The organism is Micromonospora sp. DT46, assembly GCF_049841735.1.
GTDB lineage: Bacteria > Actinomycetota > Actinomycetes > Mycobacteriales > Micromonosporaceae > Micromonospora > Micromonospora reichwaldensis.
This window is the reverse complement of the sequence record NZ_JBNCKW010000008.1, coordinates 339,619-362,852: the sequence shown is the minus strand read 5'-3', so window position 1 is coordinate 362,852 and position 23,234 is coordinate 339,619. Positions and strand designations below refer to the sequence as shown.

Genomic DNA, 23,234 nt, shown 5'->3' with positions numbered 1-23,234 from the left:
AATCCGCGTCAGCCGGCGTCGGCCGGGCTGGCGTCCCGCTCGGCCCGCGCCGGCCCCGGCTGGGCCGGCACCTCGCCGGGCGCGCGACGCACGTCGATGACCTGGCCGGTCAGGTCCGAGATCAGCACGTCCAGCGACGCCTGGGCCACGGTCTCGGCGGCGAGCAGGGTGTGCTCCGGCTCCTCGCCGAACGCCTTGGTGCGCATCGGCGTCGCGGTCCGCTCGGGGTTGACGCAGTTGACCCGTACGCCGAACTCCGCCCACTCGTCGGAGAGCGCCTGGGTGAGGTTGACCAGGGCCGCCTTGGTGGAGGAGTAGAGCGCGTAGTCGGCGCGGCCCCGGGTGTAGGAGCTGGAGGTGTAGAGCAGCAGCTGGCCCTTGGTCTGCTGGAGGTAGGGCAGCGACTGACGGGCCACGATGACCGGCCCCACGAAGTTGACCTGGAGCACCCGGTCCATGGTCTCCTGGTCCATCTCGGACAGGGGACCCTTCTCCAGGATGCCGGCGGTGACCACCACGTGGTCGATCCGGCCGGTGGCCTCGAAGGCGGTCTTCAGCGCCGCCTCGACGTCCTCGGCGCGCTCGACGTGGGTGCCGGTGCTGGAGCGGCTGAACGGGAAGACCTGCGCGCCGTAGCGGCGGGCCAGCACGGCGAGGTCGTGGCCGATGCCGTAGCTGCCGCCGAAGATGACGATGGTCCGGCCGGTCAGCTCCTCGGTGTAGCTGCGCTCGTCGGTCACCCGGGGTGCCTGCGCGGCGGCGAGCTGGAACAGCTTGTCCGCCAGGTGCACGTCGACCGGGTGGGTGACTTTGATGTTCTCGTCGGAGCCGTCGATGACCTTGATCGGCGTGCCGGGCAGGTAGCGCAGCACCACCCCGCAGTCGTCGGTGGCGGCGAAGTGCGGGTCGTCCTCGGCGAGCCGGTAGGCCGCGCGGATGGTGCCCGAGCGGAACGCCTGCGGGGTCTGGCCCCGGCGCAGCGAGGAGCGCACGGGGATGTCGGTGATGCAGTCGTCCTCGTCGACCTGGACGATCGTGTCGGCCGACGGGATGGCCACGTCGACCGCCGAGTACGTCCAGAGCGCGTTCACGCACTCCCGCACGATCCGGCCGCTGACCAGGGGCCGCACCGCGTCGTGGAAGAGGATGTTGCAGTCGCCCTCGCCGACGGCGTCGAGCGCGATGCGGGTGGTGGCGTTGCGGGTGTCGCCGCCCTCGATCACCTTGGTGACCTTGCGGAAGCCGGCCTTGTCGACGATCTGCTGCGCGTCGGCGACGTGGCCGGTGGCCATCAGCACGACGATCTCGTCGATCTCGGGCGCCGCCTCGAAGACCGCCAGGGTGTGCTCGATGATCGGCTTACCGGCGATCTTCAGCAGCTGCTTCGGGATGCCGAGGCCCAGCCGGGTCCCGGTGCCGCCGGCCAGCACCACCGCCACCGTCCGCGAGGGCCGCCATGGCGCCGGGTCCTCCGGTGCGGCGTCCGGGCCGGTGGTGTGGTCCTGCGTCATTGCCGAAGCCTCACTCTCAGGGTGCGTGAACAGAAGGTTCCGCCCGCGCGGCGACCGGATGAACCTTAACGCGCGGACCGCGCCGCCCCCACGGGGCGACGCGGTCGGCCGGCACCGGGCGGATGCCGTACGTGCGCCGGGGCGCTACTTGCCGCTGAACGCCTCGTACTCCCGGACGACCTCGTCGGTCGGGCCGTCCATGCGCAGGACGCCCGATTCCAGCCAGATCGTCCGTTCGCAGGTGTCCCGGATCGAGGAGAGCTGGTGGCTGACGAGGAACACCGTGCCGGCGCCCTCCCGCAGCTCCCGCACCCGCCGCTCGCTGCGCTTGCGGAAGATCTTGTCGCCGGTGGCGAGGGCCTCGTCGATGAGCAGCACGTCGTGCTTCTTGGCCGCGGCGATGGAGAAGCGCAGCCGGGCCCCCATGCCGGAGGAGTAGGTGCGCATCGGCAGCGAGGCGAAGTCGCCCCGCTGGTTGATGCCGGAGAAGTCGATGATCTCCGGGGTCTGCCGCTGCACCTCCTCGGGCGACATGCCCATGGCCAGGCAACCCAGCACGACGTTGCGCTCGCCGGAGAGGTCGTTGAGCAGGGCCGCGTTGACCCCGAGCAACGACGGCTGCCCCTGCGTGTAGACCGCGCCGCGGTTGACCGGCAGCAGGCCGGCGATGGCGCGCAGCATGGTCGACTTGCCGGAGCCGTTGCTGCCGATCAGCCCGACCGCCTCGCCCCGGTACGCGGTGAAGCTGACCCCCTTGACCGCGTGCACCTCCTGGATGTTCGGCGCCGAGGTGCGGCTCATGATCCGCTTGAGCGCGCCGACCGGGCCGCCGCCCCCACCGGCGCCCTTGTGGATCCGGTAGATGACGTGGGCGTCGTCCACCACCACGGTGGGGATGCGCTCCTGCACCTTGGGCAGCGTCACCGTCACGTCGTTGGACGACTCGAAGTGATCAACCACGGCCGTACTCCTGTTCGCCTCGCCAGAAGTAGATGAAACCTCCGACGCCCATCACGATCGCCCAGCCCAGCGCCGTCACCCAGAGCTGGGGCAGGGAGGAGCTGAGCGTCGGCGTGTTCTCCAGCAGCGAGACCCGGGCCAGCTCGATGTAGACGAGCGCGGGGTTGAGCTCGACCAGCCTGGAGGCCCAGGAGGGCAGCTGCTCCTCGAAGAGCGCCACGCTGTAGAGCACCCCGGAGCCGTACATCCAGGCGCGCATGACGAAGGGCATGACCTGCTTGAGGTCCGCCAGCTTCGAGCCCATCCGGGCCATCGCCATGGTCAGCCCGGCGTTGAAGATCGTCTGGAGCAGGATCGCCGGCGGCAGCATCAGCCAGGCCAGGGTGATCGGCTCACCGGTCACCAGCACGATGAGGACGAGCACCACCATCGAGCCGAGCAGCTGCTGGAACTGGGTGATCGTCACGGCCAGCGGCAGGCAGGCCCGGGGGAAGTGCAGGGCCCGGATCAGGCCCAGGTTGCTGGTGATCGACTGCGTGCCGTTCTGCACCGCGGTCTGGGTGAAGTTGAAGATGAACAGGCCGGTGCAGAGGTAGGCGATGAAGTTCGGGGTCCTGTTCTGCTCCAGCACCACACCGAAGATCAGGTAGTAGACCGCCGCGTTGGTCAGCGGGGTGAGCACCTGCCAGAGCTGCCCCAGCCGGGCGTTGCTGAACGACGCCACCAGCTTGGCGTTGGCGTACGCGGCGATGAAGTGCCGGTAGCGCCAGAGCTGCCCCGCGTATTCGCCCAGGGACGGCCGTTCGCCGGCGAACCGGAGACCGTAGCGCTGGGCGAGCTGGGCCCCGGTGAGCCCGGAATCCGGGTCTGCCACCGTGGTGTTGGCCATGGTTAGGCGCTCCGATCTCTTTCGTGCCAACGGGTTGCGCGCGACGACGGGAGAGCGTGGCCAGTGCGGAGCGCCGCCTCGTCGCCGGGCGAACCGTAGTGGAAAACACGTCGGGACGCAACCGTACCGTCGCTGCGCTACATTGTTGCACGTGAAGACCGATAAGAGGCGGGTGCCGGCCGGTGCGGCGGTGCTCCGTGACGACATCACCACGGCCATCCGCCGCGCGGTCACGCAGGAGCTGGCGGAGGTCGGCTACGGACGGTTGTCGATAGAGGCGGTGGCCCGGCGGGCCGGGGTCAGCAAGACGGCGATCTACCGCCGGTGGCGCTCCAAGCTCGAGCTGGTGCTGGACATGGTCTCCGCGGTCGCCGGGCGCAAGCTGCCGATGGTGGACGCCGGCAGCCTGCACGGGGACGTGGAGCTGCTGCTGCTCGTGGCCGCCGGTGCGCTACGTCACCCGCTGGCCTCGCAGATCATTCCGGACCTGCTCGCCGAGGCGGCGCGCAACCCGCAGATCGCCGAGACCCTCCAGCAGGCGCTGACCGGCTACCAGGACCGGGTCGGCGAGCTCGTCATCGGCCGAGCGGTCGAGCGGGGTGAGCTGCCGGCGGGCGCCGACCGACGCGGCGCGGCGGATCTGATCGTCGGGCCGGTCTACTGGCGGCTGGCGATTTCGCGGACACCTCTTGACACGCCGGAGATCACGCGCATGGCCGCCGCGATCGTCGCGGCCCTGCGGGTAGCATGTACCGGTCCGTCCCTCGACGAGCCAGCGGTGTGGGACACCCGGTCCCTGACCACTTCTGAACCCCATCGGGCCGGTGCGTGAACGTTGACCTCGTCGGTCTCGGCCTGATTCGCAACGGGCTAGTATCGCACCCCGAACCCCCACCCGAGCACCATCTGACACAGGAGGATGCCCCATGGCTGGGCCGCACCCAGAGTTCATTCCCCCAGCGCGGCCGATCATCGGCGACGCCGAGATCGAAGCGGCTGTCCGGGTGCTCCGCAGCGGCCGGGTGGTGCAGGGTCCCGAGGTCGCGGCCTTCGAGGAGGAGTTCGGCGAGCTGGTCGCCGGGCGGCACTGCGTCGCGGTGAACTCGGGCACCTCCGCCCTGCAGCTCACCCTCATGGCCCTGGGCTTCGGCCCGGGTGACGAGGTCATCGTGCCGTCGTTCTCCTTCGCGGCCAGCGCGAACGCCGTCCGGCTGGTCGGCGCCGAGCCGGTCTTCGTGGACATCGAGGCGGGCAGCTTCTGCCTCGACCCGGAGGCGGTCGCCGCCGCGGTCACCCCGCGCACCGTGGCGATCATGCCGGTCCACCTCTACGGCCACCCCGCCGCCATGGACCGGATCATGGCGATCGCGGAGCGGCACGGCCTGGCCGTCGTCGAGGACGCCGCCCAGGCGCACGGCGCCGCGCTGCACGGCACCCCGGTCGGCGCGTTCGGCACCGCCGGCTGCTTCAGCTTCTACCCCACCAAGAACATGCACGCCCTGGAGGGCGGCATGGTCAGCACCGGCGACGCCGAGCTGGCCCGCACCCTGCGGCTGCTGCGCAACCAGGGCATGGAGCAGCGGTACGCCAACGAGATCGTCGGCGCGAACATGCGGATGACCGACGTCGCCGCGGCCATCGGCCGGGTCCAGCTGGGCCAGCTCGGCGAGTGGACCGAGCAGCGCCGGGCGAACGCCAAGTTCCTCGACTCGAAGATCACCGGCATGGTCACCCCGCCGGTCGCCGACGCCGCCCGGCACGTCTACCACCAGTACACGGTGCGGGTGCAGGGCGACCGGGACGCCGCCCAGCAGCGCCTGACCGAGCTGGGCATCGGCAACGCCGTCTACTACCCGACCCCGATCCACCGGCTCAAGCCCTACCTGACCGAGGACGGCAAGCCCGGCCCCTGGGACCTGCCGGAGACCGAGCGGGCCGCCGCCGAGGTCGTCTCCCTGCCGGTGCACCCCTCGCTGACCGAGGCCGAGCTGGAGCGCATCGCCGAGGGCGCGAACCTGGCCGGGGGTGCCCGGTGAGCGCCGGCCGCAAGCTGCGCGCCGGCCTGATCGGCCTCGGCGCGATGGGCCGCAACCACGCCCGCATCCTCGCCGGCCTGGACGGCGTCGAGCTGGTCGGCATCGTCGACCCGGCCGGCGACACCACCGGCACGCTGCGGGCGCCGGTCGTGCCCGAGCTCGGCGACCTGCTCGCCCTCGGCGTCGACTACGCGGTGGTGGCCTGCCCGACGGCGCTGCACGAGCAGGTCGGCCTGGAGTTGGCCGCCAACGGCGTCAGCGCCCTGATCGAGAAGCCCCTCGCGCAGAGCGTGGACGCGGCGGTGCGGCTCGTGGAGGCCTTCGAGGCCGCCGGCCTGGTGGCCGGCGTCGGGCACATCGAGCGCTACAACCCCGCCCTGCAGAACCTGCGCACCCGGCTGGAGGCGGGCGAGCTGGGCGAGGTCTACCAGGTCGTCACCCGCCGGCAGGGTCCCTTCCCGCACCGCATCGCCGACGTCGGCGTGGTGATGGACCTGGCCACCCACGACATCGACCTGACCAGCTGGGTGACCGGCCAGGAATACACCTCGGTGTCGGCCCGGACGGTGTCGCGCAGCGGCCGGCTGCACGAGGACATGGTCGCCGTGGTGGGGCAGCTCGCCGACGGCACCATGGTCAACCACCTGGTCAACTGGCTGAGCCCGCTCAAGGAGCGGTCCACGGTGATCACCGGTGACCGGGGCTGCTTCGTCGCCGACACCCTCACCGCCGACCTCACCTTCTACGCCAACGGCGCCATCGACACCGAGTGGGAGGCGCTGCGCGCGTTCCGCGGCGTCGCCGAGGGCGACATGGTGCGCTACGCGATCCCGAAGCGGGAGCCGCTGCTGGTCGAGCACGAGCGCTTCCGCGACGCGGTCGAGGGCAAGGAGAGCGACATCGTGACCCTGCGCCAGGGCCTGCGTACGGTCGAGGTGGCCGGCGCCGTCCTGCGCTCCGCGACCGACGGCAGCACGATCACCGTGGGGGCGGGCACCGCGTCCCCGGCGGGGGACACCGTTCCCACCCGCTGACGATGGGCGACCGCGGTCCGCGTCCGGCGGGCCGCGGTCCGGCACCTCGCACCGCCAGCCCTCCTCCCACCTAAGGACAGCGCATGTCAACGCCCCGCCGAGCGCCGCGGCTCGTCGTACTGGTCGCCAACGGCATCACCGGCGACTCCCGCGTACAGAAGACTGCCATCGCCGCCGCCCGGGACGGGTGGGACGTGGTCCTGGTGGGCCGGAGCAGCCGCAAGAAGGGCGAGCCGGAGCGCTCCGCCATGGGGCCGATCCAGGTCATCCGGGTGCCGGTGCCGCAGACCCTGTCCCGCCGGCCGGCCCGCGAGCACCGGATCCGCCGCACGGTGACGCAGTTCGGCATCCCGGACAAGTCCGCCCTGGCCCGCTACCGCGCCTCGCACCAGGCCTGGCTCCGGACGCAGACGGCGAAGCGCAACCCTCCGCCGCGCGCCTGGCTGCGGGCGCACGAGGCGGTGCACCAGTTCCGGCTGCGGGCCTGGGGCTGGGAACAGTTCCACAGCACCCAGCCGCTGCCGCCCACCGGCGACTGGCGGACCGACTGGCCGACGCTTGTCGACATCGACCTGGCGTTCGGGCCGGTGCTGGAGGAGCTGGAGCCGGACGTCATCCACGCCAACGACATCAACACCATCCCGACGGCGGCGATGAGCGCCGCGCGGCTGCGGGCGCGCGGGCGCGGCTGCGTCTGGCTCTACGACGCCCACGAGTACGTGCAGGGCGTCGCCTGGCCCAAGCCGCAGCAGGCCAGTGGCGTGCGGGCCGCCGAGCGGGAGTTCATCGGCCGGGCCGACGCGGTGGTCACCGTCTCCGAGCAGATCGCGGAGAAGCTCCAGACCGAGTACGGGCTGCCGAAGACCCCGATGGTGGTGGGAAACTCGCCGGTGCGCGACGGCATCCGCAGCGGCGCCGTGACCGCCTCCGTGCGGGAGCGCGCCGGCGTCGCCGAGGGCGTGCCCCTGATGGTGTACGCGGGCTGGATCGGCAAGGAACGCGGGCTGGACACCGTCATCGCGGCGCTGCCGCAGCTGCCGGAGCACCACCTGGCCCTGGTCAGCGGCCGGATGACCCCACTGCTGGAGGACCTGCTCGCCCGCGCCGAGGCGACCGGCACGCGGGACCGGGTGCACGTGGTCCCCTACGTCGCGCCGTACGAGGTCGCCGACTACCTCAGCTCCGCCGACCTCGGCCTGATCCCGTTCCAGCGGACCCCGAACTGCGAGCTGTCCCTGCCGACGAAGGTCTCCGAGTACCTGCACGCCGGCCTTCCCCTGGTCACGAGCGACGTGCAGGTGGTCCGGGCGTTCGTCGAGGGCCACGACATCGGGGAGACCTTCACCTCCGGCGACGTGGCGGGCTTCGTGGAGGCGACGCGGCGGGCCACCGCCCGCCGGGCCGAGCTGGCCGCGCACATCAGCGAGCCGATCCTCGACGAGCTGTCCTGGGAGCGGCAGAGCAGCAAGCTGCTCCAGCTCTACCGGGACCTCTCCGGCGTCGCGCCGGCCGGCCCGCGCGAGGTGCCCTGGACGGTGCAGGAGCGTCCGGTCACCGCACCGTCGACGGGCACGGCCGAGCCGCGGCCCCTGGGCGGCTGGCGCGAGCTCGGTGACACGCCGATCCGCCTCGGCCTCGGCCCGGCCAACTACGCCGGTCAGGCCGCCGCCTTCGCCAGGGCCATCTGCCGGGACAACGCCGACGTGTCGGTGCAGGTGGTGATGAACAAGCTGCCCGGCTCGTTCGACTACCCGGCGGACGTCTACCTCGACTCGCTGCGCCAGCCGGAGCTCGACTTCCAGCTGGAGCAGGTCAACCGGGTGCTCAGCCAGTACACCCACGTGCTGGTGGACGCGTTCATGCCGCTGTTCGGCCAGCTCAACGGCGACAACATCGAGGGTGACCTGCCGGCGTTGCGCAAGGCCGGGATCAAAGTCGCGCTGCTGGCGCACGGCAGCGAGATCCGGCATCCGGACCGGCACCAGCAGCGGCACGAGTTCTCCCTGTTCAGCGACGCGCCCGACGGCATCGCGGCGAAGCTGCGGAAGAAGGCCGAGCGCAACCGGCGGGTGGCCGAGGAGTGCGGGCTGCCGGCCTTCGTGACCACGCCGGACCTGCTCGAGGACCTGCCCTGGGCGACGTGGGCCCCGCTGGTGGTGGACGTCGACGCGTGGGCCTGCGACCGGCCGGTGATGCAGCGGTCCCGCCCGCTGGTGCTGCACGCCCCCTCCAAGCGGTGGACCAAGGGCACCGACCGGATCCTGCCGGCGATGCAGGCCCTGCACGACCGGGGCGTCATCGAGCTGCGGCTGGCCGAGGGGGTTGCCTGGGCGGAGATGCGCGAGCTGGTCCGCGACTGCGACCTGGTGCTCGACCAGTTCACCACCGGCAGCTTCGGCACCTTCGCCGTGGAGGCGATGGCCGCCGGCAAGCCGGTGGTGGCCTACCTCAGCGAGCAGGTCACCAAGACCGTCGGCGGCGACCTGCCGATCGTCAACGCCACCCCGACCGACCTCACCACGGTCATCGAGTCCCTGCTCGACGACCGGGAGGCGACCGCCAAGATCGGCCTCGCCTCCGCCGAGTACGCCCGCACCTACCACGACGGCACCTGGACGGCCCGCCAGCTCACCTCGTTCCTCGGCTGAGGCCACGCCGGTCCGACGGCCGCCCGTCCCCCGCTGCCTGCGGGAGGCGGGCGGCCGTCGGCGTGGCGGCCCATCTCCGACAGGCGGCGGCCCGGACGATCGCAATCGTCCGGGCCGCCGTCGTCGCTGCCGGCCGACCGCCGGCGGTGTCGGTCAGAAGACCGCCCGCACGTACGGGATCTTCGACGCCAGCATGGAGACGGCGAAGGAGATCACCAGCACGGCCGGGTAGGTCAGCCCGATGACCACCAGCGACCGCCCGGCCTCCACGTCGGGGATGAGCTGCCGGAAGACCTCGAAGACCAGCAGGTGGATCAGGAACACCCCGAACGAGGCGTCGGAGAGGCGGGTCACCAGGCGGCCCACGGCGGGGCGCCAGGTGACCCGGGACCCGATGCTCACCGAGGCCATGAAGATCAGCAGGGTGGCGGCGGCGACCAGGGTGCCGGTCGCCATCACCGGGAAGGTGACCTGGAGCAGGCGGTGCTCGGGCGCCACCCCGAACTGCCAGATCGCCTCGGCCAGCAGCAGGCCGGCGCCGAGCAGGGCGAGCGTCGTCCAGAGCCGGTTGAGCACCACCCGGCGCAGGGCCCAGCCGGCGATGAAGAAGCCGACGTACGGCCACCACCGGTTCCAGCTGGTCAGGATGTTCGGCCGGGAGTCACCCAGCATCAGGGCGATGCCCGGGATCATGTACGCCACCATGGTCCAGCCCAGCGCCACCCCGGCGGTGACCAGCGCGCGGTGCCGCCCGCCGGCGTGCAGGAACGGCGCGAGGACGGGCGCGAGCACGTAGAGCCCGGCGATCAGCCAGAGGAAGTACAGCGCGGTGAAGACCTTGCCGTCGATCAGCAGCCGGGTGAGCAGGGTGAGGCTCACCTCCTCGCCCCGCATGGCCATCCGCACCACGACCACGTACACCACGTGCCAGACGATCATGGCGGGGAGGATCCGGGCGAACCGCTTGCGGTAGAACGCGGCCGGGCCGGCCCGGTGCGCCCGCGGATCGAGCACGAACGCCCCGCTGATCATGATGAACGCGGGCACGGTCCAGATCGCCCCGATGTCGATGGCGGTCGCGACCCACCAGCCGAGGTTGCCGCGCAGGTCGTCCTGGCCCACGACGACGCCGAAGACGTGGATCGCCACCACGCCGCAGATCGCCACGACCCGCAGCGCGTCCAGCCCGTACTCGCGAGGTGGTGGTCCGCCGGCCCGGCCCTCCGGCTGCGCGGTGGCGACGGCGCCGTCCGACCGGTGCGGGGCCGGCGACGGTGCGGGGCCGGCCCCGACGGCCGGCGCGACGTTGACAGGGTGGGAGGCGGTCACCGGGCCATGCTAGTGCCCCGGGCGGTGGTGTCCGCCGACGCTGCCGCAGCCGTTGGGTCGACCGCCGCGCGACGGCTGTCGACCGCCCCGGCGCACCGGGAGCGTGGCGTCCGGGCGGCTGCCGCTGCCGTACACTCGCCGGGGCCCGACGGGCCCGCACGGACGGAGGAGACACCCATGACCGACGGCGCCGCCGGACCGGCCACCCCCGCCACCCGGGGCCGGGTGGTCATGCTCGTGGACAACGCCGTCGAGGGCGACTCCCGGGTGCAGAAGACCGCCGCCTCGGCCGCCGAGGCCGGCTGGGACGTGGTCCTGCTGGGCCGCTCGGCCACCGGCAAGGTCAAGACCTGGCAGCTCGGCGGGGCCGAGGTCCGGCTGCTGCCGATGACCACCTCGCTCGCCCGGGCGCCGCACGAGTTCCGCCGCCACTGGGTGCGCGGCCCGCTGGCGTACCCGCCCACCGGCATCGCCGCCCGGCGCGAGCAGGAGGTGCGCGCCCGCCGCGCCGACCTGGAGGCGCGGCTCGGTGCGCTGAGCCAGGCCCGGGGGGAGGGGCGATCCTCCGCCGGGCTGACGCTGAGCCGGCAGCTGCTGCGGGGTGAGCTGCTGGCGACGAAGGTGTCGCGCCGCTGGGTGTCGCTGCGTCGACGCCAGCTCAGCCGGGCCCAGGAGGCACGCAAGGACCTGGCCACCCCGGTCGACCAGCTCTACACCAAGTTCTGGCAGACGGTGGCCGGAGACCGCGCCTGGCGCCGGCTCGACCCGGCGCTGTGGGACTTCGAGCTGGCGTACGGGCCGGTGGTCGACAAGCTGCGGCCGGACCTGATCCACGCCAACGACTTCCGCATGCTCGGGGTCGGCGCCCGGGCCAAGCTGCGGGCCGCCGCCAAGGGCCGGCGCGTCGCGCTGGTCTGGGACGCCCACGAGTTCCTGCCCGGCATCCGGCGCTGGAACGACAGCCCCCGGTGGCTGCCGGCCAACACGGCCCACGAGCGGGAGTACGCCCCGTACGCCGACGCGGTGCTCACCGTCTCCGACGGGCTGGCGGACCTGCTGCGCGAGCGGCACCACCTGCCCGAGCAGCCCACCGTCGTGCTCAACACCCCGAGCAGCGCGGACGCGGCGGGCGGCGGCGACGGGGTGCCCGACATCCGTCAGCTCTGCGGGATCGGGCCGGACGTGCCGCTGCTGGTCTACAGCGGTGCCGCCGCGGAACAGCGGGGCCTCGGCATCATGGTCGAGGCGCTCACCGAGCTGCCCGGCGCGCACGTGGCGCTGGTGGTGCCCCGCCCCGCCGCCCCGTACGTGAAGGGGTTGGTGGTGCGGGCGGGTGAGTTGGGGGTGGCCGAGCGGGTGCACGTGTTGTCGTACGTGCCGCATCATCAGGTGGTGCCGTTCTTGTCGGGGGCTTCGGTGGGGGTCATTCCGATTCATCATTGGCCGAATCATGAGATCGCGTTGATCACGAAGTTCTTCGAGTATTCGCATGCGCGGTTGCCGTTGGTGGTCAGTGATGTGCGGACGATGGCGGAGGCGGTGCGGTCGACGGGGCAGGGTGAGGTGTTCCGGGCGGAGGATGTGGGGGACTTCGTGCGGGTGGTGCGTGCGGTGTTGGGGGAACCGGGGCGTTATCGGGAGGCGTACGAGCGTCCGGGTTTGTTGGAGTCGTGGACGTGGGAGGCGCAGGCGCGGGTGCTCGACGGTGTCTACTCCCGACTGCTGCCCGACCACCCGCCCGCTCCGGCGCACCGCCCGGCGGCCGGGTCCGCGCCCGACTCGCCCCGGCAGGTGGGGGTCTGATCGCACGGCCCCGCCCTTGAGCGGCCGCGGCAGGTCGGGGGTCTGACCGCATGCCCGGCCGTCGGCGGCGACGGGGCGCGGTGGGCGGCGATGCGGCCGGAGCGGAGGCACCGTGGAGCGTGTCCCCATGAGTAGGATCGGGCACCGTGACCGCAGCGCATCCCCCGGCGACAGACCTCTCCACCGACGCCGCCGAGGAGCGCGCGCCGGCTGATCCGCCCCGGGAGTCCCGCCGGCGCCGGCCGGACCTCGTCGCCGTGTTCGTCCTTCTCGCCGGCGCGCTCTGGGTGACCGCCCGGGGCTGGCGCGACGTGCACGGCCGGGTGCTCGGCGCGCAGCCGGCGGACCAGGACTTCAACGAGTGGATGCTGGCCCACGCGGCGCACGCGGTGGCCAACCTGGAGAACCCGTTCTTCACGACGTTGCAGAACGCGCCGGACGGCGTGAACTTGATGACCAACGTGGGCATCCAGTTGCCCGGCATCCTGCTCGCGCCGGTCACCCTGCTCGGCGGCGCCTCGCTGTCCTACCTGGTGCTGATGACCCTCAACCTCGCCGGCACCGGCTTCGCCTGGTACTGGGTGCTCTCCCGGCACGTGGTCGGCAACCGCGCGGCGGCGCTGGTCGGCGCCGCCTGCTGCGCCTTCGCGCCGGCCCTCATCTCGCACAGCAACGGTCACCCGCACGTCACCGCGCAGTGGCTGGTCCCGCTCATCGTGTGGCGGGTGGCCCGACTCACCCGCGGCGGGCGCCCGCTGCGCGACGGGCTCATCCTCGGCGCGCTGGTCTCCGCGCAGTTCTTCGTCAGCGTCGAGATCCTCTTCATCCTCGCCCTGGCCTGCGTGATGGCGCTGCTGGGCCACGTGCTGTTCCGGCCCCGGGCGGCGCTGGCCGCGGCCCCCCGGGCGCTGGCCGTGCTGGGTGTCGCCGGCGCGCTGACCCTGCTGGTGACGGCGTACCCGCTCTGGATGCAGTTCCTCGGCCCGCAGCACCGCAGCGGACACCCCACCGACCCCGACAAGTACGCCCTGCGGCTCGCCTCCTACTTCAGCTACGCGACCGAGTCGCTCGGCGGCGGCCCGCAGGGTGACCGCCGGCTGGCCGCCAACGTGACCGAGGAGGCCAGCTTCTACGGCTGGCCGCTGGTGCTGGTGGCGGTCGCCGCGATGGCCTGGCTGCGCCGGGAGCACCTGGTCCGGGTGCTGGGCTTCACCGCGGTGCTGGCGGCGCTCTTCTCGCTGGGCAACACGATCAACTGGGCGGTCCGCGGGCCCGGGGTCCCCGGGCCGTTCCGGCTGTTGAACGGCCTGCCGGTGGTCGACGCGATGGTGGTGGCCCGCTTCGCCCTGATCACCACGGCCGCCCTCGGGGTGCTCATGGCGATCGTGGTGGACCGGTTGCTCTCCGGCCGGGTCCCGGCCCGGGTGGGCGTCGTGCCGGTCCGGCCGCTGGTCGCGGTGGCGCTGGCCGTCGCCCTGGTGCCGCTGCTGCCGACCCCGCTGCCGGCCGTGGGTCGCCCGGAGGTGCCCGACTTCGTCACCGCCGGCGGGTGGCGGGACCACGTCGCGCCCGGGCGGACGCTCGTGCCGGTGCCGGTGGAGAACATGACCTCGGTGCGCTGGGGCGCCGCCGCGGGTGCCGGCTTCGCCGTGCCACAGGGCTACTTCCTCGGACCGACCTCGCCCACCGACGACACCGGCCGGTGGGGGGTGGATCCCCGGCCCACCGCGGTCCTGCTGACCCAGGTGGCCACCGGGGAACGCCCGGCGCCGGTCACCATCACCCCCGCGGAACGCGCGCAGGCGGAGCTGGACGTGCGGCACTGGCGGGCGGACGCCGTGGCGCTGCCCCGGCATCCCCGCGCCGAGGCGCTCCGCGCGGTGCTGGACGCGTGCTTCGGTCCGGGCCGCCGCGTCGACGACGTCTGGCTCTGGGACGTCCGCCCGCTGACCCGCTGACCGCCCGGGCGGTTCCTACTCCGGGGGCTGCTGCCCCGGTCCGACCGCGGTGTCCGGGGCGGGCGCCGGGGCGGGCCGGGCGGGTCTGCCCAGCAGCATGGCGAGGCCGACCACCACCGGCAGCCAGATGACCAGGACCAGCCGGTCCGCCTCGGACTCCTTGGGGTGGGCCACCAGCGTGAGCAGTCCGGTCGCCCCGGCCGTGGCGAAGAGCAGCGCGGCCCGGCCGGGCAGCGCCCGGAACAGGGCGGCGAAGCCGACCAGCAGCAGGGCCAGGAACGGCGAGGCGGCCAGCGGCGCGCCCCCGTTCCACCAGGCGTTGAGCTGGGCGGGCCAGAAGTCCCGGTTCAGCTCCACCAGGCGGGGCCACGGGTCGGGCACGTCCGGCCGGGTGAAGTGCACGGTGAACTTGTCCTGGAGCGTCTCCGCCGCGCCGGGGATGTCCAGCGCGGCGCTGAGGCCGAGCCAGACCGCCGTGGCCACGCCGCAGGCGGCGGTGAGCACGACCAGCCCCGGCTCCCAGCCGGCCCGGCGGCGGCGGGCCAGGGTCAGCGCGCCGAGCACCGCCGTCAGCGCGCCCGACAGCAGCAGGCCGGTCGCCGGCCGGGTGACGGTCGAGCCGAGCAGCGCGGCCAGCACCGCGCCGCCGAGCAGCAGCCGGCCGCGCGTCGAGCCGCCCGGCCGCAGCAGGGGTATGGCGGCGCAGAGCGCGGCCAACGCGAACGCCGTCGCGCCGGCCTCGGCCAGCAGCCGGCTCAGCCAGAACCCGGTGGGCAGGAGGAAGAGCAGCGCGGTGGCCGCGAGCGAGCTGACCAGGCCGCCACCGAGCAGCCGGACCGCCAGGGCCGCCAACACGCCGGCCAGCACGGCGAGCGCGGCGGTGGCCAGCACCATTCCCCGCTCCCCGAAGGCCAGCACGAACGGTGCCACGGTCAGCGAGTAGCCGGGCCGGGTGGTGAAGATCCGCTGGTAGCGCGGGGGCATGCTGGCGGCCCACTGCCGGGTGCCGGCGACGCAGGAGATACCCGGGCGCGGGCTCGGCATGCCCTGGCGGCAGACCAGCCGGGCGGCGAACCGGTCCGCCTCGGCGGACGGCGTGCCGGTCGCGGTGACCGCCTGCCGGGCGTACCAGTAGGTGTCCGGGTAGGCGTGCTGCGGCGCGGTCTCCCAGCGGCCCACCCACAGCAGGCTGCCGAGCGCGGCGGCGGCGAGCAGGCCGAGCACCAGCCGGAGGCGGGCCCGGCGGGCGTCCGGCGCGGTCACCGGCGCGCCACCGAGGTTTTGGCTACTCGACATCTCGCCCTACTTCCGGCGGAAGGTATCCGGCTGACAGTTTCCTCGCGCGGAGCGCGCATCGACGCGGTCGGCGCCGGGACGGACAGCGGGGAGGGTACGCTCCGGGGCGCGCGGAGGCGAAGTCGACCCGCGCTTTCCCACATCCATGGTGCGAGGGCGCCGGCCGGCGGTCTCGTACAATCGCTCGGGATCCGGGCCGGGTGACCCGGCCGGACAGCACCGGGCAGAGGCGGAGTAGCAGACGATGGGGCTGAACGGCGGCGCCGGCGCCCGGGGGCGTGTTGTCATGCTGGTCGACAACGGGGTCAACGGTGACTCCCGGGTACAGAAGGCCGCCCGTTCGGCCGCCGACGCCGGCTGGGAGGTCGTCCTGCTCGGCCGCACATCCGCCGGGCGCGAACAGAGCTGGCACCTCGGCGACGCCGAGGTGCGCCTGCTGCCGATGCCCGAGCCGCTGGCCAAGCGCCGGCACGAGTTCCGCCGTGGCTGGCTGCGCTGGCCGCTGGCGTACCCGCCCACCGGGATCGCCGCGCACCGCAGCCAGGCGATGAAGGCCTGGCGTGCGGACCTGACCTTCCGGCGGGCCGCCCTGACGGTGGCCGCGCGCGCCGGTGGCGCCGGCCGCCCGTCACCCCTGCGGTGGCACGCGCTGCGCGCGGAGGAGCTGGTCGCCGGGGCGACCCGCCGCTGGGTCTCGTTCCGCCACTGGCAGCTCACCCGGTCCCGGCGCGACCGGAAGAAGCTGGACGGGCCGCTGGACCGGGCGTACACCAGGTTCTGGCAGGCCGTGCAGGGCGACGGCGCCTGGCGGCGGCTGGAGCCGGGGCTGTGGGACTACGAGCTGGCCTACGGCCCGACGGTCGACGAACTGCGGCCGGACCTGATCCACGCCAACGACTTCCGCATGCTCGGGGTGGCCGCCCGGGCCAAGCTGCGGGCCGCCGCCAAGGGCCGGCGGGTCGCGGTCGTCTGGGACGCCCACGAGTACCTCCCCGGCGTGCAGGCGTGGCGCGACAACGTCCGGTGGCTGCCCGGCAACATGGCGCACGAGCGGGAGTTCGTGCCGTACGCGGACGCGGCGACGACCGTCTCCGGCGGGCTGGCCGACCTGTTGCAGCAGGAGCACGGCCTGGCCGAACGGCCGGAGGTCGTGCTCAACGCCCCCTCGCTGGCCGAGCTGCCCGGCCCGGGCGACGAGCCCGCGCCGGACATCCGCCAGCTCTGCGGGATCGGGCCGGACGTGCCGCTGCTGGTCTACAGCGGCGTCGCCGCCGCGCGGCGGGGCCTCGACGTCATGGTCGAGGCGCTGCCGCAACTGCCCGGGGCGCACGCCGCCTTCGTGGTCAACAAGCCCGACTCCGCGTACGTGAAGGGGTTGGTGGTGCGGGCGGGTGAGTTGGGGGTGGCCGAGCGGGTGCACGTGTTGTCGTACGTGCCGCATCATCAGGTGGTGCCGTTCTTGTCGGGGGCTTCGGTGGGGGTCATTCCGATTCATCATTGGCCGAATCATGAGATCGCGTTGATCACGAAGTTCTTCGAGTATTCGCATGCGCGGTTGCCGTTGGTGGTCAGTGATGTGCGGACGATGGCGGAGACGGTGCGGTCGACGGGGCAGGGTGAGGTGTTCCGGGCGGAGGATGTGGGGGACTTCGTGCGGGTGGTGCGTGCGGTGTTGGGGGATCCGGGGCGTTATCGGGAGGCGTACGAGCGTCCGGGTTTGTTGGAGTCGTGGACGTGGGAGTCGCAGGCGCGGGTGCTCGACGGCGTCTACTCCCGACTGCTGCCCGCCGGCCGCGGTGCCGGCGGTGACGACACCACCCCGGGCGCCGAGCCGCCAGCCCTGCGGGTCGGCGCGTGACCACGCCCGACGTGACGGTGGTGACGGCCGTCTACAACACGATGCCGGACCTGACCCGGTGCCTGACCTCCCTGGTGGAGCAGACCATCGGGCTGGACCGGCTGGAGGTCGTCGCGGTCGACGACGGCTCCACCGACGGCAGCGGCGCCGAGCTGGACCGCTTCGCGGCGGCGTACCCGGGCACCGTGAAGGTGCTGCACCAGGCGAACTCGGGCGGCCCCGCCGCCCCCAGCAACCGTGCGCTGGAGCACGCCACCGGCCGCTACGTCCTGTTCATCGGCGCCGACGACCACCTCGGGCCGGAGGCGCTGGCCCGGATGGTCGCCGCGGCCGACGAGTGGGGCTCCGACGTGCTGCTCGGCCGGATGGTCGGGGTCAACGAACGCTACGTCCACCAGGCGATCTTCGAGAGCACCCGGGCCGAGGTGGACCTCTTCGCCTCCGCGCTGCCGTTCGCCCTGTCCAACACCAAGCTGTTCCGGCGCGACCTGATCGAGAAGTACGCGCTGCGCTACCCGGAGGACATGCCGGTCGGCAGCGACCAGCCGTTCACTCTGGAGGCGTGCCTGCGGGCCGGGCGCATCTCGGTGCTCGCCGACTACGACTACTACTACGCGGTCAAGCGGCTCAACGCCGGCAACATCACCTACCGCAGCAACCACCTCGCCCGGCTGCGCGGCGTCGAGCGCGTCGTCGAGGTGGTGGCGGAGCTGATCGAGCCCGGCGAGCGGCGCGACGCGGTGCTGTACCGGCACTTCACCTGGGAGATCGCCAAGCTGCTCCAGGACGACTTCCTGACGCTGGAGCCCGACGTCCAGGAACAGGTCCGCGCGGGCGTGGCCAACCTGGCCCGCAAGCACCTCACGGATCCCATCCGGGACCGGCTGGGCGTCACCGCCCGGGTGCGCATCGGCGCCGCCTGGCTCGGGTCGCTCGCCGACCTGCGGGCGGTGATCAGGCAGGACGTCGAGGAGGGGCTGCCGCCCACGGTGGTGCAGGACGAGCGCTGGTACGCCCTGTACCCTGGCTTCGGCGACCCCCGTTCCGCCCTGTCCGAGGAGTGGTTCGAGGTCAGCCGGTCCGACCCCAAGTGGCTCGCCCGGCTGGAGGCGGTCTCCGCGACCTGGTCCCCCGACCGGGGCGGGGAGAGGACGCTGACGGTCGCCGCGCGCAGCCCCTGGCCGGAGCTCGCCGAGCTCGCCGACGGCGGGCTCACCTTCAAGGTGGGTTCGGCCGCCGGCACGGTCACCGGCCTGACGGAGGACCCGCTGGGGACCACCGTCCGGGTCACGTTCCGGGCCGTCGACCTGCTCGCCGGCCTCCCGCCCGGAGGGCGGACCCGGACCGTCCGGGTCACCGCCGTGGCGGCCGGGGAGAGCGGTTCCACCCCGCTGCGCGGGCCACGTCCGCCGGTCCGGCAGCGGGTGCTCCACCGACACGGCGGACAGCTGTACGTGTTCACCACGACCACGAACCACAAGGGCCACCTGGTGATCGCCGTCTCGCCGGTGACGCTGCGCCGGGTGGTGGCCCGCCTGCGGCGCAGGCTTCCACTAGGAGGAAAGTAGTTCCATGAACATCTGCGTCGTCGCGCTGGGGAAGATCGGTCTGCCGCTCGCCGTGCAGTTCGCCACGAAGGGCCACCGGGTGATCGGTGCCGACGTCTCCGAGCGGGTCGTCGGGCTGGTCAACGACGGGGCGGTGCCCTTCCCGGGCGAGACCGACCTGGACGTCAAGCTCAAGGAGACCGTCGCCGCCGGGCTGCTGACCGCCACCACCGACACCGCCGCCGCGGTCGCCGAGTCCGAGGCGGTCGTGGTGGTCGTGCCGCTCTTCGTGGACGCCGAGGGCGTGCCGGACTTCGGCTGGATGGACGACGCGACCCGCGCCATCGCCGCCGGCCTCAAGCCGGGCACCCTGGTCAGCTACGAGACCACCCTGCCGGTCGGCACCACCCGCAACCGCTGGGCGCCGATGCTCGAGGAGGGCTCGGGGCTGACCGCGGGCAAGGACTTCCACCTGGTCTTCAGCCCCGAGCGGGTGCTCACCGGCCGGGTCTTCGCCGACCTGCGCCGCTACCCGAAGCTGGTCGGCGGCGTCGACGAGGCGTCGGCGGAGCACGGCGTGCGCTTCTACGAGGCGGTGCTGGACTTCGACGAGCGGCCCGACCTGGCGCAGCCCAACGGCGTCTGGGACCTCGGCTCCGCCGAGGCGTCCGAGCTGGCCAAGCTGGCCGAGACGACCTACCGGGACGTCAACATCGGGCTGGCCAACCAGTTCGCCCGGTTCGCCGACACCGTCGGCGTGGACGTCACCAAGGTCATCGCGGCGTGCAACACCCAGCCGTACAGCCACATCCACCAGCCGGGCATCGCGGTCGGCGGGCACTGCATCCCGATCTACCCCCGGATGTACCTGTGGAACGACCCGGCGGCCACCGTCGTCCGCTCGGCCCGCGAGGCCAACGCGGCCATGCCGGAGTACGCGGTGGACCTGCTCGCCGCCGCCTACGGCGACCTGACCGACGTCGGGGTGCTGGTGCTGGGCGCCGCCTACCGGGGCGGCGTCAAGGAGACCGCCTTCTCCGGTGTCTTCCCGACCGTGGACGCGCTGCGGCGGCGCGGTGCCCGGCCGTACGTCTCGGACCCGATGTACACCGCCGAGGAACTCACCGCGCACGGCCTGCCGCCGTACGACGGTGAGCCGCTCGGCGCGGCCGTCGTGCAGGCGGACCACGCGGAGTACCGCACCCTCAGCCCGGCCGACCTGCCCGGCGTGACCGTCCTGGTCGACGGCCGCCGGGTCACCGACGCGGCCCGCTGGGCCGGCGTGCGGCGGGTGGTCATCGGCGGCTGATCCGCCGTCGCGTCACGGGGCCCCGGTCGACAACGGCCGGGGCCCCGTCGCGTCGAGCGGGGTGCCGCCGTGGCCCGCTGGTGGGCTGCGCGACACCCCGGCAATACTCGAAGGACATGCCACGTTAAGGTCGCACCTGCCCGGATTCGCCGGTGATCGATAGGGGAGTGTGTCTTTGTTCAGCAAACTGCGCAGGCAGCCGGACGCCGGCCTCATCGGCGCGCTACTGCTGTCGTACGCCGTCATGGTGCTGGCCGGGGCCCTCGGCTGGATGATCCCCTTCGCGGTCGCCGGCCTGGCCGTGGCCGCCGGTGAACTCACCCTGCTGCGCCGCCCGGCCGGCGGGGTACTGCTGGACAAGGCCGGGATCGGGAGCCTGTACCGGCACCTGGCCCGGGACCTGGCGGTCGTCCTGCTGATCGTGACGACGGTCCGCCCCGGCCCGACGGCGCTGGTCCTGGTGCTGCTGCTGCCCGCGGCGCTGCTGGCGCTCGCCCTCGGCACGGGGGTGCTGGCGCGCCTCGGCGAGCGGGGCGCCGCCGCCGTCGCCTTCGTCCGCAACATCGAGGTCGGGCGGTCCTCCGGTGCGCCCCGGCCGCCGGCCTGGGCCGTCGCCGTCGAGGGCGACCGGCTGCCCCTGCTCAACCTGCTGCTGGTGCCGGCGGCCGTGGTCGCGGTGCTGGCCGACGACGTGGCGCCGGTGGTGCTCACCGCGGCGGTCACCCTGGTGGCGGGGGCGCTGGTCGCCGCCGTGCTCGCGCTGACCTGGCTGCGCGGGCGCGGCCGGGCCACCTCGGCGCTGCCGGCGGTGCAGAGCTGGCTCGCCCGGGAGCAGCCGGACCTGGCGCTCTACTTCGCCGGCCCGGTCAAGGACGTCTACCAGGCCAACATGTGGCTCGCCCCGGTCGAGGCGACCGGCCGGCGGGCGGTGGTGCTGATGCGCCAGGAGGAGGCGTTCCGGGCGCTCGCCGACACCCGCCTGCCGGTGGTCTGCGTACCCGCCGGCACCGACTTCATGAACCTCGAACTGGGCAGCCTCCGCGCCGCCCTCTACGTGGCGAACGTCGGCGCCAACATCCACCTGCTGCGCGAGCCGGGCGTGAAGCACGTCTTCGTCGGCCACGGCGACAGCGACAAGCAGGCCAGCGTCAACCCCTACAGCAAGGTGTACGACGAGGTCTGGGTGGCCGGTCCGGCGGGGCGGGAACGCTACGCCCTCAGCGGCGTCGGCGTGCTCGACCGCGACATCGTCGAGATCGGCCGGCCGCAGCTGGCCGGCGTGCACACCTTCGGCTCGACGGCCACGGAGCGACCGTTCACCGTGCTCTACGCCCCGACCTGGGAGGGCTGGCTGGAGGAGGAGGTCTACCACACCTCCGTGGTGCTGATGGGCGAGCGGATCGTCGCCGGCCTGCTGGCGACCCCCGGGGTGCGGGTGATCTACAAGCCGCACCCGCTCACCGGCAGCCGGTCGGCGAAGGCCCGGTCGGCCAACGACCGGATCATCCGTCGGATCCGGGCCGCCGGCGGGCAGAGCGACGCGACCTCGCTGGCCGGCGACGCGCACCTCGTGGTCAGCGGCCGGGCGCCGGGGCTGTTCGACTGCTTCAACCAGACCGACCTGCTGGTCAGCGACATCTCCAGCGTCGTCTCGGACTTCATGCAGAGCCAGCGGCCGTACGTCGTGGCGAACCCGGCCGGGCTGCCCGAGGACGAGTTCCGCCGCCGGTACCCCACGGCGCGGGCCGCGTACCTGCTCGGTGCGGACTGCGGGGAGCTGCCGAAGATCGTCGCGGTGACCCGGGCCGGTGACGACCCGATGACCGAGGCGCGTCGGGAGCTGAAGACGTACCTGCTGGGCCCGGACGAGCCGAACGCGATGGACCGGTTCCGGGCGGAGGTCGACCGGCTCTGCGGCTGACGCGTCGACGCGGGGGCGGTGTCCGGTGGTGCCGGTCACCGCCCCCGCGTCGTCCGTTCAGCCCCGCTGCGGCGGGTTCTCCACGTCCCGCGAGACGACCTCGCCGCGCTCGTCGACCCAGCCCTTCGGGCGCGCCGGGTTGCCGGCGACCAGCTGGTACGGCGCCACGTCCCGGGTCACCACGGAGCCGGCCGCGATCATCGCGTACTCGCCGACCTCGATGCCGCAGACGAGAGTGGCGTTGGCGCCGATCGAGGCGCCCCGGCGGACCAGGGTCGGCGTGATCGTCCAGTCCGGATTCTGCGCCCGGGGCCGGAAGTCGTTGGTGAAGACCGCGCACGGGCCGACGAAGACCTCGTCCTCGATGGTGACGCCCTGGTACACCGAGACGTTGTTCTGGATCTTGACCAGGTCGCCGACCGTCACGCCGGCGTCGACGTACACGTTGCGGCCGATGACGCAGCCGGCGCCGACCTGCGCCGAGGACCGGATGTGGGCAAGGTGCCAGACCTTCGTGCCGTCGCCGACGCGGGCACCCTCCTCGACGTCGGCCGTCGGGTGGACGAAGACGGAGGGGGGCAGGGAACTGCTGTCAGTCATCCTTCAACTCGCATGGCTCGGGGCGCGGCGTCGCGCCGTCGGTGATCCGCGTCGGCGTACGCCGGGCGGGCGTCGATCGCGCGGATCGGTTCTGCCACACCCGCCCCGGGGCGCGCGGGCGAGGCCGGGGGAGCGGACTCGGCGTAGCATAGCGACCCGTCAGGCGAGCAGCGCCGCCACCGCGTCGGCGACCGGCAGGTCCGCCGGCAGCGCGTCGGCGGCCACCACGGCGGGCACCGGCAGCGGGCCGTACAGGTGCGGGAAGAGCGGCCCGTCGCGCGACGGCTCCCAGCGCAGCGCGTCGCCCAGCCGGTCCGGGTCCACCGTCAGCAGGGTCAGCCCGGTGGCGCCCGCGAAGTACCGCCGGGCCGTACCGACCACCTGGTCGGCGCCGGAGAGGTGGATGAACCCGGACTGTCGGTCCAGCGCCGTACCGTCGAGGTGGCCGGCGGCCAGCGCGTCGTCCCACTCGGTGGTGGTGAGGAGCTTGTAGATCACCCCGGCAGCCTACGCGCGGCCGGTCCCGCCGGCGGCC

Annotated in this window: 17 protein-coding genes; 10 read left to right on the top strand and 7 right to left on the bottom strand. The window is 73.3% G+C overall.

Features of this window, described 5'->3' with window-relative positions; translation table 11 throughout:
- Positions 1–8: 8 nt before the first annotated feature.
- From ACLQ20_RS23860 to ACLQ20_RS23850, 3 genes are all read right to left on the bottom strand, one after another.
- Positions 9–1,511, bottom strand: a complete 1,503-nt coding sequence (locus ACLQ20_RS23860; protein WP_151454988.1) for a bifunctional cytidylyltransferase/SDR family oxidoreductase — start codon at positions 1,509–1,511, stop codon at positions 9–11.
- A gap of 144 nt (positions 1,512–1,655) precedes the next feature.
- Complete coding sequence (locus ACLQ20_RS23855) at positions 1,656–2,471, bottom strand: ABC transporter ATP-binding protein (protein ID WP_151454987.1); 816 nt, start codon at positions 2,469–2,471, stop codon at positions 1,656–1,658.
- On the bottom strand, positions 2,464–3,360 hold the full coding sequence (locus tag ACLQ20_RS23850) for an ABC transporter permease (RefSeq protein ID WP_151454986.1): 897 nt from the start codon (positions 3,358–3,360) through the stop codon (positions 2,464–2,466). The genes ACLQ20_RS23855 and ACLQ20_RS23850 overlap by 8 nt, the downstream gene beginning before the upstream one ends.
- A 151-nt stretch (positions 3,361–3,511) precedes the next feature.
- Between ACLQ20_RS23850 and ACLQ20_RS23845 the strand changes: the two genes are divergently transcribed.
- From ACLQ20_RS23845 to ACLQ20_RS23830, 4 genes are all read left to right on the top strand, one after another.
- On the top strand, positions 3,512–4,192 hold the full coding sequence (locus ACLQ20_RS23845; RefSeq protein WP_151454985.1) for a TetR/AcrR family transcriptional regulator: 681 nt from the start codon (positions 3,512–3,514) through the stop codon (positions 4,190–4,192).
- A gap of 94 nt (positions 4,193–4,286) precedes the next feature.
- A complete protein-coding gene (locus tag ACLQ20_RS23840) occupies positions 4,287–5,396 on the top strand; it encodes a DegT/DnrJ/EryC1/StrS family aminotransferase (RefSeq protein ID WP_151454984.1) in 1,110 nt (369 codons plus the stop codon).
- Positions 5,393–6,430: a Gfo/Idh/MocA family protein gene (locus ACLQ20_RS23835; protein WP_151454983.1), complete on the top strand. Its 1,038-nt coding sequence runs from the start codon at positions 5,393–5,395 to the stop codon at positions 6,428–6,430. The genes ACLQ20_RS23840 and ACLQ20_RS23835 overlap by 4 nt, the downstream gene beginning before the upstream one ends.
- An 83-nt stretch (positions 6,431–6,513) precedes the next feature.
- On the top strand, positions 6,514–9,078 hold the full coding sequence (locus ACLQ20_RS23830) for a glycosyltransferase (RefSeq protein ID WP_425857723.1): 2,565 nt from the start codon (positions 6,514–6,516) through the stop codon (positions 9,076–9,078).
- Positions 9,079–9,231: 153 nt separating this feature from the next.
- On the opposite strand, the gene ACLQ20_RS23825 is transcribed toward ACLQ20_RS23830, so the two are convergent.
- Entirely contained in the window at positions 9,232–10,407 is a 1,176-nt protein-coding gene (locus ACLQ20_RS23825; protein ID WP_151454981.1) for an acyltransferase, read from the bottom strand.
- Positions 10,408–10,638: 231 nt separating this feature from the next.
- On the opposite strand from ACLQ20_RS23825, the gene ACLQ20_RS23820 reads away from it, so the two are divergent.
- Together ACLQ20_RS23820 and ACLQ20_RS23815 are read left to right on the top strand one after the other, a co-directional pair.
- Entirely contained in the window at positions 10,639–12,210 is a 1,572-nt protein-coding gene (locus ACLQ20_RS23820; RefSeq protein ID WP_425857777.1) for a glycosyltransferase family 4 protein, read from the top strand.
- Between the two features lie 146 nt (positions 12,211–12,356).
- Positions 12,357–14,168 (top strand): hypothetical protein, encoded by a 1,812-nt coding sequence (locus ACLQ20_RS23815; protein ID WP_327031071.1) that lies wholly within the window; start codon positions 12,357–12,359, stop codon positions 14,166–14,168.
- 15 nt (positions 14,169–14,183) lie between these two features.
- Here ACLQ20_RS23815 and ACLQ20_RS23810 read toward each other — a convergent pair whose 3' ends face one another.
- Complete coding sequence (locus ACLQ20_RS23810) at positions 14,184–15,464, bottom strand: hypothetical protein (RefSeq protein WP_327031072.1); 1,281 nt, start codon at positions 15,462–15,464, stop codon at positions 14,184–14,186.
- A gap of 286 nt (positions 15,465–15,750) precedes the next feature.
- Here ACLQ20_RS23810 and ACLQ20_RS23805 point away from each other — a divergent pair, with 286 nt between their 5' ends.
- From ACLQ20_RS23805 to ACLQ20_RS23790, 4 genes are all read left to right on the top strand, one after another.
- Entirely contained in the window at positions 15,751–17,322 is a 1,572-nt protein-coding gene (locus ACLQ20_RS23805) for a glycosyltransferase family 4 protein (RefSeq protein WP_425857776.1), read from the top strand.
- Positions 17,319–18,890, top strand: a complete 1,572-nt coding sequence (locus ACLQ20_RS23800) for a glycosyltransferase family 2 protein (RefSeq protein WP_151454368.1) — start codon at positions 17,319–17,321, stop codon at positions 18,888–18,890. The genes ACLQ20_RS23805 and ACLQ20_RS23800 overlap by 4 nt, the downstream gene beginning before the upstream one ends.
- A gap of 4 nt (positions 18,891–18,894) precedes the next feature.
- Complete coding sequence (locus ACLQ20_RS23795; RefSeq protein ID WP_151454369.1) at positions 18,895–20,178, top strand: nucleotide sugar dehydrogenase; 1,284 nt, start codon at positions 18,895–18,897, stop codon at positions 20,176–20,178.
- A gap of 175 nt (positions 20,179–20,353) precedes the next feature.
- On the top strand, positions 20,354–22,099 hold the full coding sequence (locus ACLQ20_RS23790) for a CDP-glycerol glycerophosphotransferase family protein (RefSeq protein WP_425857722.1): 1,746 nt from the start codon (positions 20,354–20,356) through the stop codon (positions 22,097–22,099).
- 57 nt (positions 22,100–22,156) lie between these two features.
- On the opposite strand, the gene ACLQ20_RS23785 is transcribed toward ACLQ20_RS23790, so the two are convergent.
- Both ACLQ20_RS23785 and ACLQ20_RS23780 read right to left on the bottom strand, forming a co-directional pair.
- Positions 22,157–22,699 carry an acyltransferase gene (locus ACLQ20_RS23785; protein WP_151454371.1) on the bottom strand — a complete coding sequence of 181 codons (543 nt, stop codon included), beginning with the start codon at positions 22,697–22,699 and terminating at the stop codon, positions 22,157–22,159.
- A 159-nt stretch (positions 22,700–22,858) separates the two neighbouring features.
- Positions 22,859–23,197, bottom strand: coding sequence for a DUF952 domain-containing protein (locus ACLQ20_RS23780; protein ID WP_425857721.1), 339 nt, complete (start codon positions 23,195–23,197; stop codon positions 22,859–22,861).
- Positions 23,198–23,234: the final 37 nt, after the last annotated feature.

Coding starts and splice junctions, on each gene's coding strand:
- ACLQ20_RS23860 (WP_151454988.1), bottom strand. CDS start 1,511: ATGACGCAGGACCACACCACCGGCCCGGACGCCGCACCGGAGGACCCG.
- ACLQ20_RS23850 (WP_151454986.1), bottom strand. CDS start 3,360: ATGGCCAACACCACGGTGGCAGACCCGGATTCCGGGCTCACCGGGGCC.
- ACLQ20_RS23840 (WP_151454984.1), top strand. CDS start 4,287: ATGGCTGGGCCGCACCCAGAGTTCATTCCCCCAGCGCGGCCGATCATC.
- ACLQ20_RS23830 (WP_425857723.1), top strand. CDS start 6,514: ATGTCAACGCCCCGCCGAGCGCCGCGGCTCGTCGTACTGGTCGCCAAC.
- ACLQ20_RS23820 (WP_425857777.1), top strand. CDS start 10,639: ATGCTCGTGGACAACGCCGTCGAGGGCGACTCCCGGGTGCAGAAGACC.
- ACLQ20_RS23810 (WP_327031072.1), bottom strand. CDS start 15,464: ATGTCGAGTAGCCAAAACCTCGGTGGCGCGCCGGTGACCGCGCCGGAC.
- ACLQ20_RS23805 (WP_425857776.1), top strand. CDS start 15,751: ATGCTGGTCGACAACGGGGTCAACGGTGACTCCCGGGTACAGAAGGCC.
- ACLQ20_RS23795 (WP_151454369.1), top strand. CDS start 18,895: ATGAACATCTGCGTCGTCGCGCTGGGGAAGATCGGTCTGCCGCTCGCC.
- ACLQ20_RS23785 (WP_151454371.1), bottom strand. CDS start 22,699: ATGACTGACAGCAGTTCCCTGCCCCCCTCCGTCTTCGTCCACCCGACG.